The sequence below is a fragment of the Aeromicrobium sp. 10G20-16 genome (assembly GCF_055809665.1).
Window position 1 is genome coordinate 2,716,334 of the sequence record NZ_CM147919.1, and the last position, 16,054, is coordinate 2,732,387.

18 protein-coding genes and 1 tRNA gene are annotated in these 16,054 nt (G+C 69.7%); 17 read left to right on the top strand and 2 right to left on the bottom strand.

Annotated features, from left to right (window positions below):
• Window positions 1-50 precede the first annotated feature (50 nt).
• From AC0L5F_RS13875 to AC0L5F_RS13885, 3 genes are all read left to right on the top strand, one after another.
• Complete coding sequence (locus AC0L5F_RS13875) at window positions 51-1,403, top strand: hemolysin family protein (RefSeq protein ID WP_473314000.1); 1,353 nt, start codon at window positions 51-53, stop codon at window positions 1,401-1,403.
• A complete protein-coding gene (locus tag AC0L5F_RS13880; protein ID WP_473314001.1) occupies window positions 1,396-2,427 on the top strand; it encodes a hemolysin family protein in 1,032 nt (343 codons plus the stop codon). Before AC0L5F_RS13875 ends, AC0L5F_RS13880 begins: the two co-directional genes overlap by 8 nt.
• A 121-nt stretch (window positions 2,428-2,548) precedes the next feature.
• Window positions 2,549-3,775 carry a C40 family peptidase gene (locus tag AC0L5F_RS13885; RefSeq protein WP_473314002.1) on the top strand — a complete coding sequence of 409 codons (1,227 nt, stop codon included), beginning with the start codon at window positions 2,549-2,551 and terminating at the stop codon, window positions 3,773-3,775.
• Between the two features lie 12 nt (window positions 3,776-3,787).
• Here the strand turns inward: AC0L5F_RS13885 and AC0L5F_RS13890 are convergent, their stop codons facing one another.
• Entirely contained in the window at window positions 3,788-4,351 is a 564-nt protein-coding gene (locus tag AC0L5F_RS13890; RefSeq protein ID WP_473314003.1) for a 5-formyltetrahydrofolate cyclo-ligase, read from the bottom strand.
• A gap of 23 nt (window positions 4,352-4,374) precedes the next feature.
• Between AC0L5F_RS13890 and AC0L5F_RS13895 the strand changes: the two genes are divergently transcribed.
• The 3 genes from AC0L5F_RS13895 to AC0L5F_RS13905 all read left to right on the top strand — a co-directional run bounded on the left by AC0L5F_RS13895 (window position 4,375) and on the right by AC0L5F_RS13905 (window position 6,435).
• Window positions 4,375-4,773, top strand: a complete 399-nt coding sequence (locus tag AC0L5F_RS13895) for a YunG family protein (RefSeq protein WP_473314004.1) — start codon at window positions 4,375-4,377, stop codon at window positions 4,771-4,773.
• Window positions 4,774-5,142, top strand: a complete 369-nt coding sequence (locus AC0L5F_RS13900) for a DUF3253 domain-containing protein (protein WP_473314005.1) — start codon at window positions 4,774-4,776, stop codon at window positions 5,140-5,142.
• Window positions 5,143-5,244: 102 nt separating this feature from the next.
• Window positions 5,245-6,435: a hypothetical protein gene (locus tag AC0L5F_RS13905; RefSeq protein WP_473314006.1), complete on the top strand. Its 1,191-nt coding sequence runs from the start codon at window positions 5,245-5,247 to the stop codon at window positions 6,433-6,435.
• A 7-nt stretch (window positions 6,436-6,442) separates the two neighbouring features.
• Here the strand turns inward: AC0L5F_RS13905 and AC0L5F_RS13910 are convergent, their stop codons facing one another.
• Window positions 6,443-7,564, bottom strand: a complete 1,122-nt coding sequence (locus AC0L5F_RS13910) for an HNH endonuclease signature motif containing protein (protein WP_473314007.1) — start codon at window positions 7,562-7,564, stop codon at window positions 6,443-6,445.
• Window positions 7,565-7,790: 226 nt separating this feature from the next.
• On the opposite strand from AC0L5F_RS13910, the gene AC0L5F_RS13915 reads away from it, so the two are divergent.
• The 11 genes from AC0L5F_RS13915 (at window position 7,791) to AC0L5F_RS13965 (ending at window position 16,046) form a co-directional block, all read left to right on the top strand.
• Entirely contained in the window at window positions 7,791-9,164 is a 1,374-nt protein-coding gene (locus tag AC0L5F_RS13915; protein ID WP_473314008.1) for a UTP--glucose-1-phosphate uridylyltransferase, read from the top strand.
• A gap of 10 nt (window positions 9,165-9,174) precedes the next feature.
• On the top strand, window positions 9,175-10,743 hold the full coding sequence (gene glp, locus AC0L5F_RS13920) for a molybdotransferase-like divisome protein Glp (protein WP_473314009.1): 1,569 nt from the start codon (window positions 9,175-9,177) through the stop codon (window positions 10,741-10,743).
• Window positions 10,743-11,216 (top strand): cyclic pyranopterin monophosphate synthase MoaC, encoded by a 474-nt coding sequence (gene moaC / locus AC0L5F_RS13925; protein ID WP_473314010.1) that lies wholly within the window; start codon window positions 10,743-10,745, stop codon window positions 11,214-11,216. Before glp ends, moaC begins: the two co-directional genes overlap by 1 nt.
• Window positions 11,213-11,719 (top strand): MogA/MoaB family molybdenum cofactor biosynthesis protein, encoded by a 507-nt coding sequence (locus AC0L5F_RS13930; RefSeq protein WP_473314011.1) that lies wholly within the window; start codon window positions 11,213-11,215, stop codon window positions 11,717-11,719. The genes moaC and AC0L5F_RS13930 overlap by 4 nt, the downstream gene beginning before the upstream one ends.
• The gene (locus AC0L5F_RS13935; protein ID WP_473314012.1) at window positions 11,716-12,303 is read left to right on the top strand and encodes a GNAT family N-acetyltransferase; all 588 of its coding nucleotides are present in this window, start codon (window positions 11,716-11,718) and stop codon (window positions 12,301-12,303) included. The genes AC0L5F_RS13930 and AC0L5F_RS13935 overlap by 4 nt, the downstream gene beginning before the upstream one ends.
• Window positions 12,304-12,384: 81 nt before the next feature.
• Window positions 12,385-13,167, top strand: coding sequence for a divisome protein SepX/GlpR (sepX, locus tag AC0L5F_RS13940; protein WP_473314013.1), 783 nt, complete (start codon window positions 12,385-12,387; stop codon window positions 13,165-13,167).
• A gap of 51 nt (window positions 13,168-13,218) precedes the next feature.
• Window positions 13,219-13,291 (top strand) — tRNA-Ala (locus tag AC0L5F_RS13945).
• Window positions 13,292-13,551: 260 nt separating this feature from the next.
• Complete coding sequence (locus AC0L5F_RS13950) at window positions 13,552-14,091, top strand: hypothetical protein (RefSeq protein ID WP_473314014.1); 540 nt, start codon at window positions 13,552-13,554, stop codon at window positions 14,089-14,091.
• Window positions 14,092-14,278: 187 nt separating this feature from the next.
• Window positions 14,279-14,470 carry a Flp family type IVb pilin gene (locus AC0L5F_RS13955; protein ID WP_473314015.1) on the top strand — a complete coding sequence of 64 codons (192 nt, stop codon included), beginning with the start codon at window positions 14,279-14,281 and terminating at the stop codon, window positions 14,468-14,470.
• Between the two features lie 161 nt (window positions 14,471-14,631).
• The gene (locus AC0L5F_RS13960; protein ID WP_473314016.1) at window positions 14,632-14,979 is read left to right on the top strand and encodes a hypothetical protein; all 348 of its coding nucleotides are present in this window, start codon (window positions 14,632-14,634) and stop codon (window positions 14,977-14,979) included.
• Window positions 14,967-16,046, top strand: a complete 1,080-nt coding sequence (locus AC0L5F_RS13965; protein WP_473314017.1) for a pilus assembly protein TadG-related protein — start codon at window positions 14,967-14,969, stop codon at window positions 16,044-16,046. Before AC0L5F_RS13960 ends, AC0L5F_RS13965 begins: the two co-directional genes overlap by 13 nt.
• Window positions 16,047-16,054 lie beyond the last annotated feature (8 nt).

Below are 16,054 nucleotides of genomic sequence, written 5' to 3' on the forward strand. Positions count from 1 at the left end.
AAGGGTACAGTTGGCTGCACTGTGACCGATCCACCTGTGACCGATCCCCGATGACCGAGTGGCTTCTGCTGGCCGTTGCCTTCGCCCTGATGCTCGCCTGCGGTGTGTTCGTCGCGGCCGAGTTCTCCTTCGTGACCGTCGACCGCGCGACCATCGAGCGTGATGCCGCCGACGGCGACCGAGGCGCGCAGGGCACCTTGCTGGCACTGCGGTCGTTGTCGACCCAGCTCAGCGGCGCCCAGCTCGGCATCACCATCACCAACCTGGCGATCGGCTTCCTCGCCGAGCCCGCCCTCGGCACCTTGCTACGAGGGCCGCTGAAGGATCTGGGCCTCGAGGGGGGCGCGCTCAGAGGCGTCTCCTACGGGCTCGCGATCCTGCTCAGCACCATCGTCACGATGCTCGTGGGCGAGCTGATCCCCAAGAACTTCGCCCTGTCGTTGCCCCAGCAGACGGCGGCGTGGATGCAGCTGCCCCAACGGGCGTTCACCAAGTCGATGGCGTGGCCCATCCGCCGCCTCAACGGCACGGCCAACCGCATCCTGCGGGCACTGGGAGTCGAGCCGCAGGAGGAGCTGCGATCGGCCCGTTCGCCGCTGGAGCTGCGGTCGCTCGTGCTGCGGTCGGCGATCGAGGGTGCCATCGACGACGAGACCGCCGACCTGGTCGCGCGCAGCATCGCGTTCGGCGAGCGCACGGCCGCCGACGTCCGCACGCCGCGCGTCCGGGTCCGCTTCCTCGAGTCGCGCGACACGGCAGCCGACGTCATCGAGGCGGCCAGGGAGACCGGCCACTCGCGCTTCCCGGTCATCGGTCGCAACCCCGACGACGTCGTCGGGATCGTGCACGTCAAGCAGGCCGTCAGCGTGGAGATGTCGAGACGTCGATCGGTGCGGGTGTCGGAGATCGCCGATCCGGCCGCCACCGTGCCCGACAGCATCGAGCTCGATCCGTTGCTGACGTTCCTGCGCGACCAGGGGATGCAGATGGCGATCGTCGTCGACGAGTACGGCGGAAACGACGGGGTGGTGACGCTGGAGGACCTGGTCGAGGAGATCGTGGGCGACATCGCCGACGAGCACGACCGTGTCTCCGAGCGCAGCCGGCACCGCCGCGACGGCACGTGGTCGCTGTCGGGGCTGCTGCGTCCCGACGAGGTGCTGGAGCAGACCGGGGTGGCGCTGCCCGAGCACGAGGACTACGAGACGATCGGTGGTCTCGTGCACGCGCTGCTGGGGCGCATCGCGGTCAGGGGTGACGTCGTCGCGCTCCAGGTCGACGCCGTGCCGGACGGCGACGACGACGAGCCCGAACCCCTCGACGTCACGCTGACGGTCGAGCGGATGGACGGGCGGCGGGTCGAACGACTGTCGCTGACCGTGGGAGGGCCGACGCATGGGTGACTGGTGGGCCGTGCTCCTCACGGTGGTCCTGTTGGCGCTCAACGCCCTGTTCGTGGCGGCCGAGTTCGCCCTCATCTCCGCGCGACGCACCCAGCTGGAGCCGCTGGCAGCGTCGGGTTCGCGCACCGCCAAGCTGGCACTGCGCGCCATCGAGAACGTCACGCAGGCGATGGCGGCGGCGCAGCTCGGCATCACGATCTGCTCGCTCGGCCTCGGCGCCGTGGGCGAGCCGGCCATCGCGCACCTGATGGAACCCGGCTTCGAGGCGGTCGGCGTCCCTGAGGCGTTCCTGCACCCGATCTCGTTCGTGATCGCGCTGACCATCGTGGTCTACGCCCACGTCGTCCTGGGCGAGATGGTGCCCAAGAACCTGGCGCTGGTGGGACCCGACCGGGCGGCCCTGGTGCTCGGCCCGTTCATGCTGGGTGTCATCGCGGTGCTCAAGCCGTTCGTCGTGTCGCTCAACGGCGTCGCCAACGCCTTCGTGCGGCTGTGCGGCGTGGAGCCCAAGGACGAGGTGGCCAGCACGTACACCCATGACGAGGTCGCCAGCCTCGTGGAGGAGTCACGTCGCGAGGGCCTGCTGGACGAGGACGAGTACGGGCTGGTGGCGGGTGCGCTCGACTTCGGCGGTGGCACCGTCGACCAGGTGCTCCTGCCGCGCGACGGGCTGGTCACCATCGAGCCGTCGGCCACTCCGGTCGACGTCGAGGTGGCGTGCGCCGAGACCGGGTTCTCGCGCTTCCCGGTGGCCGATGCCTCCGGTGACCTGGCCGGCTACCTGCACATCAAGGACGTGCTCGAGACCGAGGCCGATGCCCGGCAGAAGGTGATCGCCGACAAGTGGGTGCGCCCGCTGGCCACCGTCAAGAGCGGGTCGGGTCTGTACGACGCGCTGCGCACGATGCAGGTGCGCGGTTCCCACATGGCCCGGGTGGCCGACGACGACGGCGACGTGCTCGGAGTGATCCTGCTCGAGGACGTGCTGGAGGAGCTGGTCGGGGAGATCAGGAGCGTGCGGTGACCGGATGTGCGAGCGAATTGTGACGTGGAAGTACTGAAAGTCCAGTAATGACACGCATGTGACTCGTGTTAATTTTCGGACTGGTGTGTTTTATGGGACGGAAGTGACGTAGTTTCGAGGGATGCGAGCCCCTTTCTTCCTCTCGCACGCCCTCGTCTCGCGTGCCGTCGTGGCGTCCTGTGCGGCTGTCGTGGTGTCGACCGCGTTCGTGTCGCCGGGTGCGCAGGCCGACAACCCGTCCGTCGGGCAGATCCAGGTGCGGCTGGTGCAGATGCGCCAGGACCTCAACGGGCTCTACGCGCAGTCGGCGGCGGCGGCCGAGCAGCTCAACGGGGCCAAGGTTCGCCTGGACCAGGCGCGCGCGGACCTCGCTCAGCGCAAGGCCGAGCAGAAGAAGGCCCAGGCGGCCGTCGACCAGTACCGCGAGGCCGTCGCGGCGGTGACCGTCGAGCGGTTGCAGACCAACCCGCAGGGACGCGCACTCGTGTCCGTGCTCGGCGGGCAGGACCCGTCGGACATCTTGGAGAACGCCACCGCGAGCACCGCGGCCGACGAGGCGCTGACGGCCGCCCTGGACACCCTCGACGCCCGCCAGACGGTTCTCGACGCCGCGGCGCGTGCCATCGCCAAGACGGTGCGGGAGCAGGAGCAGGCACGAGCCGACGAGGTGGCGGCGCAGCGGAGCATCGACGCGTCCATCGCTCGCGCCGAGCAGATGGCATCGTCCGCCGAGGCCGAGCGCGACACGCTGCTGCGCCAGCTGGCCGTGGCACAGAACCGTCCCCTGGCCGCGGTGACGCGGGCCCAGGACGCGCTCGACGAGCGGATCGACGAGAGCGGGCCGGGCGGTCCGCCGGTCGCGGCCCCGGATCCGTCTCCGTCCGAGCCGCAGACTCCGTCACCCGCACCCACCACCAGCTCGCCGCCGTCCAGTCCGCCGCCGGCCCCGACGCCGGATCCGCCGAACCCGCCGGCAGCGTCGAGCAGCAAGGTCGAGAAGGCGATCGCCTTCGCGAAGGCCCAGCTGGGCGAGAAGTACGTGTGGGGTGGCGCCGGGCCGTCCTCGTGGGACTGCTCTGGGCTGACCATGCGTGCGTGGCAGGCCGCGGGCGTGAACATGGCGCACTACGCGGGCTCGCAGTACGCGGCGACCAAGAAGGTGCCGGTCAGCAAGATCCGGCGCGGCGACCTGCTGTTCTGGAGCGACGGCAGCGCCAGCTCGATCTATCACGTCGCGCTCTACCTGGGCGATGGCCAGATGATCCATGCACCCCGCCCCGGCCGGACGGTCGAGATCGTGCCGCTGAGCTACTGGATCATGCCCGATCTCGCGTCGCGCCCGGGCTAGCCGCCGACCGGTTCAGGGCACACGAAACAGGCCCTGGGGCGTGAGTGCCATGTGCACCGGCACGTCGTGCGGCTCGTGCGGCACCTCGGGCAGCAGCTCGTGCGCGAACACCAGCGCGCAGCGCGGCACGTCGATGCCGGCGAGCGCCCGGTCGTAGTAGCCGGCGCCGCGGCCGAGCCGATGTCCGGCGTGGTCCACGGCGAGGGCGGGCAGGATCAGCACGTCGCACGTCGCCGGGGTGTGGGCACCGAGCCGTGGGCCGGTCGGCTCGGCCATGCCGAGAGCGGCGGTGGTGGTCGTTGCCGCCGGTTCGACCGCGGCCCAGTCAAGGGTGTGGTCAGGCAGTGATACGGGGGCGACGACCTCGGCTCCCCGAGCCAGCAGATCGGCGACGAGGGGCCCGGTTCCGGGTTCGGACGGCATCGAGAGGTAGACCGCGACACGTCGGGCCCGGCTGATCACCGGGGTCGAGGCCGCGTGCTGGGCGATCGACTCGGCGCCGGCGCGACGTTCGTCGTCGGACATGGCGGTGCGCCGTGCCGACAGCTCGGCCCTCAGGTCCGCCTTGGATGTCATGACTGGAGCCTAGGGTGATCGACATGGAGATCGTCGACCGCGACAACAGGCTCGCCAGCCTGGCGGAGGCCCTGCGGGCGTCGTGGGGTCCGGACACGTGTGCACCCGAGGACGTCGACTCGTGGTCGCCGGACCGTCCGGCGCGCGGTCAGTGCATCACCACGGTGCTGGTGGTCCACGACGAGCTCGGCGGGCGGCTGGTGCGAGGCGAGGTGCTGGTCGGCGGCGAGCAGGTCGACTTCCACTGGTGGAACCGGCTGCCCGACGGCACGGAGGTGGACCTGACGCGCGAGCAGTTCGCGGCTCACGAGGTGGTGGTCGGCGGCACCTCGGTCGACCGGCCCACCGGCTCCCATCGCGTCGAGGCCGAGTACGCCGTCCTGCGCAACCGGGTGCGGCAACATCGGTCGGCGGTGTCGTAGGTGCCGCCGGCCGACAAGTCGTGCGCCTCGTGCGGACGCACCATCGAGTGGCGCAAGAAGTGGGAGCGCGACTGGGACGACGTCCGCTACTGCTCTGCCGCGTGTCGGCGCCGCGGTGTCACTGCGGCTGACACCGACCTGGAGCAGCGCATCCTCGCGATGCTGGGCGAACGAGCCCGCACGTCGACGATCTGCCCGTCCGACGTGGCCCGTGAGGTCGCACCCGACGACTGGCGTCCGTTGATGGAGCCGGTGCGACGGGCTGCCCGCCGCCTGGTCGATCGCGGCGAGGTCGAGATCACCCAGGCCGGCCACGTCGTCGACCCGTCGACCGCCAAGGGCCCGATCCGGATCCGCCTGCCGCGGTAGACGTCAGCTGCGGACGCGACGACGACCTGCTCGTCCGCCTCGGGATGTGGCACCGGTGCGGTGCGGGGCCGGCTCAATGGTGGAAGTGCTGTGCCTCAGTGCATGGGACTGGATCTGGTCCTCGGTGCTGAGAAGGTTGATCCGTCCGATGGGAAGGAAGGTATTCGCGTGGCCGTAGAAGTCGCGTGGGCGTCGATCAAGGCTCGCTTCCGGAGTGAGGCGCCTTGGTTGCTGGGTATTCGGTCGAAGGCTCCGGTCGAGGTGCTGATGTCGGTGGTGAACGGCGCGGTCGAGGAGTTCAACGTCTCGGTTGCGTCTGAGTATCCGTTGGAGTCGGCGTGGCCCACCCCGAAGGGTGTGGCGTTGTCTGGTGAACCCGTGAACTGGGAGGTGACGGCGGGGATGATCGACGCGGTCGTGGCTGCGTTGGAGCGGGCTGGGGTGGACGCGAAGGTCGGCATCTTGGGCAGCACGGACATTCCGGACGTCGGCCGGCACAACGACGGGATCTCGGCGGGGATGTGCGTGGTCGGTGAACCGTACTGGGAGACACCGGGCGATCCCGGAACCCGACATGCGCTGCAGCGGATGTGGGATCCGGACCCGGCCGCGCAGGATCGGGTGGTCGATCTGGCCATCGACTGGTGCCGCGCCGGCGACGGCGGGCTGTGGTTGGCCGGCGAGCTGACGACCCAGATCCCCCGGGAGCAGGCCGCGTCCATCGTGCGCAGGTACCTGAAGGTGGGCGAGCGTTGTTTGCTGTTGTCGTTCGATGGGACTGACGTCCAGCGGCAGGTGACGCTCCACATCAACGGCTACGTGACGGTCGACATCGGCGGGCTGCAGCGGCCCGCGTGGAGTGACTGTGTTGCCGAGCTGACGGACGTGCTGGTGCGCGCGTCGGGCTTCCTCAACTGGGGCTTCGTCCTGGGCCTCCCTGAAGGCGGCGATGGTGTCGGCCACCGAGGGGTGCGCTCCATGCATTACGCGCTCTGGCACCCCTACGACAGAAATGGTGGGGAGGTCGCGCTGGCGGTGCGCAAGCAGGACCCTCGCCGCGTCCCCGAGCTCGTGCTCGACGTCTACGGCGTGCAGGTGTTGGGACCGGGACGCGATCTGACCCAGGTCGACCCGTCCTGGGAACAGACCCCTCTGCCCCATCATCGAACTCTGGTGCGCGCCACCGACCTTGAACCGTGGTTCACCGGACAGGTCGAGCTGCAGACGCTGCTCGACGCACGTGAGAGCTTCAACGACCTCGTCGATCCACTGTGGTCGCCCGAGCCGACCTGAACCCGGGTCAGGCGGCGTGGATGATGAGGTCGCCGGCGGGGTCGACGGTCAGGTGTGTCTTTTGTCGGTGGTGTCGGCGGCATAACGCTCGGAGGTTGTTGGCGTTGGTGGGTCCGCGGGGGTGGGGGATGTGGTGGTCGAGGTCTGATTCGGTGGCGGGCCTGGTGCAGTGGGCGACTCGACAGGTGCCGTCGCGGATCTCGATTGCTGTGCGCAGCGTGGGTGAGGGTGTGTAGCCGAGTTCGGTGATGTCGAGGATCCGGCCCAACGGAGTGGTGATGATGCGGTGGAACAGGGTTCCGGGTTGGGTGGCGAGGTCACGGACCATGTCGGCGGGGAGGGCGTGGTCGCCGTCGAAGGATTCGCCGGGTTCGTTGGTGTAGCCGGCGAGGCTGGTGACGGGGATGGTGACACCGATGACCGCGCGGCGGCTGACCGACCCGGTGCCTGCTTGGTCGAAGAGCCAGGCGACGAGCTCGTCGGCGCGTTTCTGGTCGAAGGAACGATCGTCAGCGGTGAGGTTCTTGGCGCGGCGGGTGAGCTCGTGGTCGAGGGCGATGATGGTGTCGGTGGGCAGGAACGCGTGGAGCCAGGACATGCCGGCGTCGCCGTGCTCGACGACCACCCGCCGCTGCTCACGCTCTGTCGCCGCTGTGTTGATGGGGTCGCCGTAGGTGGCGACGAACCGGCGCAGCTTCGCCTTCAACTGGCTGCCGGTGTGGGTGGGTGCGTAACGGACGAGCTCGTAGTCCAGGTGGATGCGGACGTGGTTGTCATCGGGCAGCCGCAGCAAGGCTGAGGCGATCAGACCGACCCGGTACGAATCGATCCGACCAGCAGCGAAGGCGTCCCACGTGTCGGGCAGGTCAGTGGCGACGCGGCGGTACTCGGCGAGGCGGCACTGGATTGACCGCACCGGCATGTGCAGGGTGGCGGCGAGCTCGTCGTCGGCGTATCCGATCTCCAGGTCACGGATCTCGGCGTTGCGGGCGTGCTGGGCCTCACGGGTGCGGAGCTGCTTGAACGCCAGCATGTCGGCTGCCGTCTCGGCTTCGAGCCGCGCTCGCTCGACCTCGCGGGCGGTGATCCGGTCGAGGATCACCTGTCCGGGCTCGGGGTGCGTGGTCATGGGTCCATTGTACTCGAACGGGTGTTCGATAGACAGTGTTTTCCACTGCTAGATCAAGGATTTGTCGGGGTCGAGTCTGGCTGGTCCGCGTGGTTCGCCTCGCTTCGCTCACGGTCGCTCCGCTCCCTGGCGAACGGATTTTCGCCGGCCCTGGGGACGAGCTCTGCGAGGACCGTGAGCGAAGCGAAGGGCACGGCTGCTCCGGTCTCGCCGATAGGGTGACGACATGTCGGGTCTGGAGCAGGCGCAGGGTCGGATGAGGGCCGCCGGAGTGGCCCAACGCGCCATCGACGTGTTCTCCGCGTTCTACGAGCAGCTCGACGACGACGCCTCCGGGCTGATCCGCGAGGCCGACGTGTCGCCGCTCGACGGCATCGCCCACGCCAGCGCGCTCGAGGTGTCCGAGGCCGACTGTCGTGCCGCCGCAGATGTCACGGCAGTCATCAAGCTCAACGGCGGGCTCGGCACCTCGATGGGCCTCGATCGGGCCAAGACGCTGCTCCCGGTGCGGCAGGGGCAGAGCTTCCTCGACGTCATCGCCGGGCAGGTGCTCCACGTCCGCCGCGAGCACGGCGTGCGGATGCCGCTGATCTTCATGAACAGCTTTCGCACCCGCGACGACACCCTCGCCGCCCTGGCCGCGCACCCCGACCTCGCCGTCGACGGACTGCCGCTGGACTTCCTGCAGAACCAGGAGCCCAAGCTGCGCGCCGACGACCTCACCCCGGTCGACTGGCCGGCGGGTCCCTCCCTCGAGTGGTGCCCGCCCGGCCACGGCGACCTCTACACGGCGCTCGAGGTCTCGGGCGTGCTGGCCACCCTGATCGAGCAGGGCTACCGCTACGCCACGGTGTCCAACGCCGACAACCTCGGGGCCGCTCCCGACCCGGAGATGATGGGCTGGTTCGCCGCCACCGGCGCTCCCTACGCCGCCGAGGTCTGCCGTCGCACCCCGGCCGACGTCAAGGGCGGCCACCTCGTCGTGCGCAACGCCGACGGTCGACTCGTGCTGCGCGAGACCGCCCAGACCGCTGCCGAGGACGTCGCGGATGCCACCGATCTGACGAGGCACCGCTACTTCCACACCAACAACCTGTGGTTCGACCTCGAGGCCCTCCAGAGCCTGCTGCTCGAACGCGACGGCGTCCTCGGCCTGCCATTGATCCGCAACGCCAAGACCGTCGACCCGGCCGACCCGTCCTCGACGCCCGTCGTGCAGATCGAGTCGGCCATGGGCGCAGCGATCGAGGTGTTCGACGGCGCCACCGCCATCGAGGTCGACCGTTCACGCTTCCTGCCGGTCAAGACCACCAACGACCTGCTCCTGCTGCGTTCCGACGTCTACGGAGTCGGCGCCGACCACCGCGTGCGCGCCCAGGTGGACCCGCCGTTGATCGACCTCGACCGGCGGTACTTCACCACGATCGCCGACTTCGACGCACGCATCCCGACACCGCCTTCGCTGGTCGACGCGACGTCGCTGACGGTGCGCGGTGACTGGCGATTCGGCCGCGACGTCGCGGTGGTCGGGGCGGTCACGCTCGACGACACCGACGCCACGCAGAGCGTTGCTCCGGGCACCCGGTTGACCGGCGGCTAGGCTGACCGGCATGGCAACGGACGACACGACACCGCCCGAGGGCACGTCGGGTCGTCCCGACGCGAGCACCGGGTGGGACGACCTGCCGGAATCCACCGCCCCGACCGAGGCGGAGAACAGCGCGCCAGCGGAGCCTGAACACTCGGCGCCGGCCGCGCCGACGGCGGAGTCGCAGTCCGACACGCCCGCGGAGCCCGATGCCGAGAGCGACACGGAGTCGCCGACCACGCCAGCGCCCGAGGCAGACGCAGGCGAGGCAGAGGCAGGCGAGGCAGAGGCAGAGCCTGACGACACCGAGACGCCGACCGCTCCCAGCGGCCCCCGAGCCAGGCCGCGCCCGGCGAGCATCGCCGAAGGTCGCCTGACTGTCGAGGACCACCTCGAGAAGATCTTGCGCGGCATCGGACCGCTCACCGCCTACGACCAGCCCCTGGTCGAGTCGCTCGGCCTGCCGCTGCACGAGGCCTACGTCAGCGAGATCGACCTGCCGCGCTTCGACAACGCGTCGATGGACGGCTACGCCGTGCGGGCCGAGGACGTGGCGGGCGCCACCACGGCGTCGCCGGTCGTGCTGCCGGTGGTCGGCGAGATCGCCGCGGGTTCGGCCAAGCCCTTCGCCATCAGCGCCGGCACCGCGGTCAAGATCATGACCGGTGCGCCGATCCCGCGTGGCGCCGACGCCGTCGTCCCGTTCGAGGCCACCGACCGCGGCAACAACCGGGTCACCATCAGCGAGTCGGCCGAGGTCGGCGCCTGCATCCGCCGGCAGGGCACCGACGTCGCCGCGGGCGACGAGGTGCTGCCCGCCAGCACCGTGCTCGGTCCGCGCGAGATCGGGCTGCTCGCCTCGCTGGGCGCTCCCCGCGTGCGCGCCCGTCCGCGTCCGCGCGTCGTCGTGCTGTCCACCGGCTCGGAGCTGCGCGAGCCCGGCACCCACCTCGACTACGACTCCATCTACGACGGCAACAGCTACATGCTGGCCTCGGCGGTGCGCGCCGCCGGTGCGATCTGCTACCGCGTGGGCGCCGTCGACGACAATCCCAAGACCTTCCGCCGCGTCCTGTCCGACCAGCTGGTCCGGGCCGATCTCGTCGTCACCAGCGGCGGCATCAGCAAGGGCGACCACGACGTCGTGAAGGAGACGCTGTCGGCGCTCGGCACCGTCGACTTCGTCGAGGTGGCCATGCAGCCGGGCAAGCCGCAGGGGTTCGGCAGGGTCTTCGACGAGCAGACCCCGATCATCACGCTGCCGGGCAACTCGGTGTCGGCCTATGTGTCGTTCGAGGTCTTCGTGCTGCCGGCCATCCGCCGGCTCATGGGGCGCACGCCCTACCGCCGCCCAATGGTGCACGCCGTGCTGGCGCAGGACGTTCAGTCGCGTTCGGGCGTCCGGCAGTACCTGCGCGGCGTCTTCGAGGTCACCCACCGTGGCGCCAAGGTCACCCCGCTCGAGGGCACCGGCTCGCACCTGGTCGGAGCGCTCTCGCGTGCCAACGCGCTGATCATCGTCGGCGAGGACCAGACAGCGCTCAACATGGGCGACACCGTGCGCACGCTCGTGCTCGACCGGCCGTTCTGATGGCCGACCGCTTCACCCACCTCGACGACTCCGGGGCCGCGCGCATGGTCGACGTCACGGACAAGGACGTCACGGCCCGCACGGCCACCGCTCGGGGTCGGGTCGAGGTCAGCTCCGAGGTCATCGACCTCCTCCGCGGTGAAGGGGTGCCCAAGGGCGACGCCATCGCCACCGCACGAATCGCGGGCATCATGGCTGCCAAGCGCACTCCGGACCTGGTGCCGCTGTGTCACCCGGTGGCCATCAGCGGCGTCGAGGTCGACCTGGTCGTCGAGGACGACGCCGTCGCCATCACCGCCACCGTGCGGACCGCAGACCGCACCGGCGTCGAGATGGAGGCCCTCACGTCGGTCACGGTCGCGGCGCTCACGGTCATCGACATGGTCAAGGCCGTCGACAAGGCGGCCCGCATCACCGGTGTCGAGGTCGTCGCCAAGTCCGGTGGCCGCAGCGGCACCTGGACCCGGCCGTGAGCAGGTCAGCAGCGGTCGTCGTCGCCTCGAACCGAGCGGCCGCGGGCGTCTACGAGGACACCACCGGCCCGCTCCTGGTCGCCGCGCTGCGCGAGTGGGGCTTCGACACCCCTGACCCCGTGGTCGTCCCGGACGGCCCCCCGGTCGGCGAGGCCGTCGGTGACGCGATCGCCTCGGAGGTCGCGGTCGTGCTCACCACGGGCGGAACCGGCATCAACCCCACCGACCGCACCCCGGACGTCGTGGCGCCGTTGCTCGACCGTGAGCTGCCCGGCGTCGCCGAGGCCATTCGCGCCCAAGGCATCTCGCAGGGCGTCCCCACCGCTGCGCTGTCGCGTGGCGTCGCGGGCGTCGCGGGGCGCACCCTGGTCGTCACGTTGCCCGGATCGCGCGGGGGAGTGCGCGACGGGCTGGCCGTGCTCGCCGACCTGGTGCCACACGCCGTCGACCAGCTGGCCGGAGGAGACCATCCCGGTTCGATGTCGCCAGAGTCCGGACCGTGACGATCGGCTGGCCGGTCGAGCTGCAGCACGGCCAGATCGGGCTGCGGCCGATCCGCCGTCGTGATGCCGCCACCTGGGCACGGCTGCGCCGCGAGAACGCGGCCTGGCTGGGACCGTGGGACGCCAGTCTGCCGCCCGAGGCCGGACCGCCAGCGGCGTCGTTCGTGGCGATGACCGGCACCCTTCGCCGTCGCGCGCGTCAGGGCTTGTCCATGCCGTTCGCCACGACGTGGGACGACGAGATGGTCGGCATGGTGACCGTCAGCAACATCACCTGGGGCTCCGCGCGCTCGGCCACCATCGGCTACTGGGTGGCGCAGTCGCACGCGGGTCGGGGCGTCACCCCCATCGGTGTCGCGCTGGTGTGCGACCACCTGTTCACCACGGTGGGTCTGCACCGCATCGAGATCGCGATTCGGCCCGAGAACGAGGCGAGCCTGCGGGTCGTGGCCAAGCTGGGGTTCACCGAGATCGGTCTGGCTCCGGCGTACCTGCACATCGCCGGCCGCTGGCGCGACCACCGTGTCTTCCAACTGCTGGCCGAGGATGCGCCGCGCGGCCTGCTCGGTCGGGTCACCTCCTGAGTCACATCCGTCACACATTCGGCGGCGACACACGCACCTCACTCCCGAGGAACAGGTCGGACAGGACCTACCGTTTTGCACGTGGGAGCGAGTAGCGGGTTGATCATCGCGTTCGTCGTCGCTGTGTGGGCGGCGTACTTCGTGCCGCTTGCCCTGCGCCGCTACGACGACGCCGGCAAGAACGCCTCCGTCGACGACGCCGGCGCCACCGGTCGGGTCATCGCCAGCACGGCTCCGACCGCCGCCTCCACCCCTGCTTCCGCATCGACCACCTCTGCGACTGCGGCCGCGACCCTCGATCGTCCCGCGGCCCGACTGGCCGCACGCCGTCGCCGACGCACCCTGCTGACCCTGCTCGGACTGTTCGTCGTGGTGGCGGGTCTCGCCGTCGTCTCGGTCGTGCCTTGGCTCGGTGTGGTCGTGCCGGCCGTGCTGATCATGGCCTGGCTGATCGCGTGCCGGATCCAGGTGCGCGGCGAGCTCGGGCTGTCCAAGCCCCGCCAGCGCCGCTCGAGCGGGTCGGCCGGCTCCAGCGCTGCCGTGCCGTCGGACCAGGAGGACACCATCGTGGTGTCCGGCCAGTTCGAGGACGTCGATCCTGCGCGTCCCCATGTCATGGAGAACGCCGAGCTCGCCGTCGATGCACTCGACGACCAGATCGTCATCGCGGTCCCGAGCGTCTCCACGTCGGGTGAGGCGCTGTGGGACCCGCTGCCGGTCACGCTCCCGACGTACGTCACCAAGCCGCGCGCGGGCCGCACGGTCCGCACCATCGACTTCACCCAGCCGGGTGCCTGGACCTCGGGTCACATCGAGGGCGAGAACGAGAAGCTTCCCGCAGCGCGACGTCGCCTCCTCGGGTGACGACCAGCGCCGCGCCGTGGGCAGCGCGCTGCCTGATAAAGTTCCCGCCGAGGGGCATTGGCGCAGTTGGTAGCGCGCTTCGTTCGCATCGAAGAGGTCAGGAGTTCGAATCTCCTATGCTCCACTCGCACGTGAAGGCCCCGCATCTCCTGCGGGGCCTTCTGCTTCTCTCGTGACGTTGCGGGGCGTTCACGTGCGAATCAAGGATGGTGATTCGGGGAGGAGCGAGCGCCAGCGAGCGACGGAGTCTCCTATGCTCCACTCGCACGTGAAGGCCCCGCATCCCCTGCGGGGCCTTCTGCACGGAGCCTTCGTCGTGTGGACCATCGTCTCGATCATGTCGGTGATCGCGCGATCGTCTCGCCCGGTCCATAGACTGGGTCCATGATCCGGGCGCTGACGACAGGTGCGGCCGTCGTCACCGTCATCGGCGCAGCGGTGTTCGGCGGCGCCGCCCTGCTGCACGATGCGCCCCGCGACGCCGCGGCGCGCACGTCACCTGCGGCCATCGAGACCGCTGAGCTGCCTCGGGCCACCCGGGTGATCGCGCCGCCGCCGGCACGGTTCAGCCGATCCGTGTACGGACCCACCACGATGCCGGGCTCGGGGCTGATGCTCGATCTGTGCCGCGGGCCGGTCGCCATCGACCTGGGCGGGACCCACCCGTTGCTCGTCGCCGAGCACGACTACTGCGGTGGAGCGGCGTGGATCCCGAAGCTGCGTGAGGGCGACACGGTCGACCTCACGGGCAAGGGCGTCCAGGACGGTCGCTACGAGGTCACCGACGTCAGTGAGGCCCAGCGCCGCGTCGCGCGGTTCAGCGATCTTCCCGACGATGCGACCATCGTCCTGCAGACCTGCATCTCCGACACCAAGATCATCCTGGTCGGTCTGCAGCCTGCGCACAACGTCCTGGTGTCCTGACGACGGCCAGTCCCACCCGCCACGTGCGGTGACTGCAATCACACCAGTTCTAGTTCTTTGTGACTAGGACATAGGTCCTCGAATAGGTTCGGTATGACTATGGTCCCGGGACCTAGGCCCCTCATAGATTCCTCGGTGGGAGACGCGCTCATCCGAGTGCGCAGATTCATCTAGAGGGAGAAACATCATGAACGGATTCATCAAGCTGTACGCGGTTCTGTCCTCGTTCGAGGCCACCATCGCCGATCGTCGCGAGAACAAGGGCGTCACCGCCATCGAGTACGCGCTGCTCGCGCTCGGTGTCGCTGCGGCCGTCGGCCTGGCCGCGACCGCTCTCGGTACCAAGATCACCACGACGTTCTCCGGCATCCTTCCCTGAAGGTTCGCCCGACGAACAGCTGACGTCGCCGCGGGCCCCTCGGGGGTCCGCGGCGCTGTCATCTCGTCAGGTCGATCGACATGACACGAGTCAATTGAGACTCCCGCGGCATCGTCGCGGTCGAGTTCGCCTTCATCGCGCCGCTCCTGCTGGCCCTGATCATGGGGGCCGTCGAGTTCGGCGACCGGTACAAGTCCACCGCGACGTACAACAACGCAGCGCTCGTCGCGGCTCGCTCGTACTCGTACAGCAACAGCGCCGCCTCGGCGACGGCTGCTGCTCGCAATGCCGGCGTCCCGTCCTCGGTGACGCCCACCTACTCGTTCAAGTTCGACAGCGGACTGGGCGCCAGCAGCTGTGCTCCTGCCTCCGACGGCACCTACCCGAACGTGACGGTCACGATCACACGGACCGGCATCCCCGCCGTGACCCCGCTGCCCAGCCTGCTTCCGGGCATGTCGTCCACGTTCTCGGTCACCGGCAAGGCGGTGGCCCGATGCGCCGCCTGACGTCTCGACGCTCCGAGCGCGGTGTCGCGGCCGTGGTGTTCGCCATCGCCGCGCCCGTGCTCATCGCGGCCGTCGGCCTCAGCGTCGACTCGGGCAACCTCGTCCTGCAGCGCGGCAACCTGCAGAAGGCGGCCGACAGCGCCGCACTGGCCATCGGCCAGGACTGCGCGCGCGCCTCACGCACCAGCGCCACTGCCACGCAGAAGGCGCGCTGCACTCCGTCCGGCGCCCAGGCCACGGCCCAGCTGATGGTCAACGGCAACGCCCCCGGCGCGACGCCATCGGTTCCAGGCACCCTGACGCCCACCCAGGGGACCCTGACGCTCACCGTCACCAAGACCGTCCCCATGACCTTCGCCGCGACGGTCGGTGTCCAGCCGCGCACGCTCACGGCGACCAGCACCGTCACGTGGGCGCAGGTCCCGACGGCAGCCGACACCTTCCCGCTCGGCATGAACGTGTGCGACTACAACGCGTGGAAGCTGAACCCGACGACCACGCACCAGCTGTACCGCTACGACACCTACCAGGACTACCGCGGCCTGATCACCAACGCCCGTACCTGCGCCAAGCCCGGTGGAGGCACCGATCGCAGCATCTACGGTGCGCTGTGGCTCGTCGACGCCAGCGCCTGGTTCAGCGAGTCCGGCTGCGTCGTCTCGACCGGCATCGGGCTCACCGGCTCGATCTCGGCGACCAACCTGCTGTTTCCTTACGGCTGCGTGCTCAGGGCCCAGGGACTGGTCGTGGGCAAGACCTATCTGTTGCCGATCTTCGACTCGCCGACCTGGAACGGCATCGGCACGACCCTGTTCCCGAGGATCCGTGGATATGCACCGTTCGTGATGACTGGCTGGACGATCGGCGGAAGCCTCAACGTCGGCATGGTCGAGACACGGGACTACTCGGCGCCGCGGTGCTACGACAGCGTCCTGATCTTCTTCAACGGGTGTCGGGGCATCCAGGGCTACTTCTCCGGCTCGATCGTCCAGCTGGACGAGGCCACGTCCTACGGCGTCAATCCCGACGCCGACTTCGGTTCCGTTCGCGTCAAGATCACGGGTTGAGAGGCCAC

Coding starts and splice junctions, on each gene's coding strand:
- moaC (WP_473314010.1), top strand. CDS start 10,743: ATGGCCGACCGCTTCACCCACCTCGACGACTCCGGGGCCGCGCGCATG.
- AC0L5F_RS13885 (WP_473314002.1), top strand. CDS start 2,549: ATGCGAGCCCCTTTCTTCCTCTCGCACGCCCTCGTCTCGCGTGCCGTC.
- AC0L5F_RS13965 (WP_473314017.1), top strand. CDS start 14,967: ATGCGCCGCCTGACGTCTCGACGCTCCGAGCGCGGTGTCGCGGCCGTG.
- AC0L5F_RS13960 (WP_473314016.1), top strand. CDS start 14,632: ATGGGGGCCGTCGAGTTCGGCGACCGGTACAAGTCCACCGCGACGTAC.
- AC0L5F_RS13890 (WP_473314003.1), bottom strand. CDS start 4,351: ATGACATCCAAGGCGGACCTGAGGGCCGAGCTGTCGGCACGGCGCACC.
- AC0L5F_RS13910 (WP_473314007.1), bottom strand. CDS start 7,564: ATGACCACGCACCCCGAGCCCGGACAGGTGATCCTCGACCGGATCACC.
- AC0L5F_RS13875 (WP_473314000.1), top strand. CDS start 51: ATGACCGAGTGGCTTCTGCTGGCCGTTGCCTTCGCCCTGATGCTCGCC.
- AC0L5F_RS13950 (WP_473314014.1), top strand. CDS start 13,552: ATGATCCGGGCGCTGACGACAGGTGCGGCCGTCGTCACCGTCATCGGC.
- AC0L5F_RS13955 (WP_473314015.1), top strand. CDS start 14,279: ATGAACGGATTCATCAAGCTGTACGCGGTTCTGTCCTCGTTCGAGGCC.
- AC0L5F_RS13915 (WP_473314008.1), top strand. CDS start 7,791: ATGTCGGGTCTGGAGCAGGCGCAGGGTCGGATGAGGGCCGCCGGAGTG.
- AC0L5F_RS13905 (WP_473314006.1), top strand. CDS start 5,245: ATGGGACTGGATCTGGTCCTCGGTGCTGAGAAGGTTGATCCGTCCGAT.
- glp (WP_473314009.1), top strand. CDS start 9,175: ATGGCAACGGACGACACGACACCGCCCGAGGGCACGTCGGGTCGTCCC.
- AC0L5F_RS13880 (WP_473314001.1), top strand. CDS start 1,396: ATGGGTGACTGGTGGGCCGTGCTCCTCACGGTGGTCCTGTTGGCGCTC.
- AC0L5F_RS13895 (WP_473314004.1), top strand. CDS start 4,375: ATGGAGATCGTCGACCGCGACAACAGGCTCGCCAGCCTGGCGGAGGCC.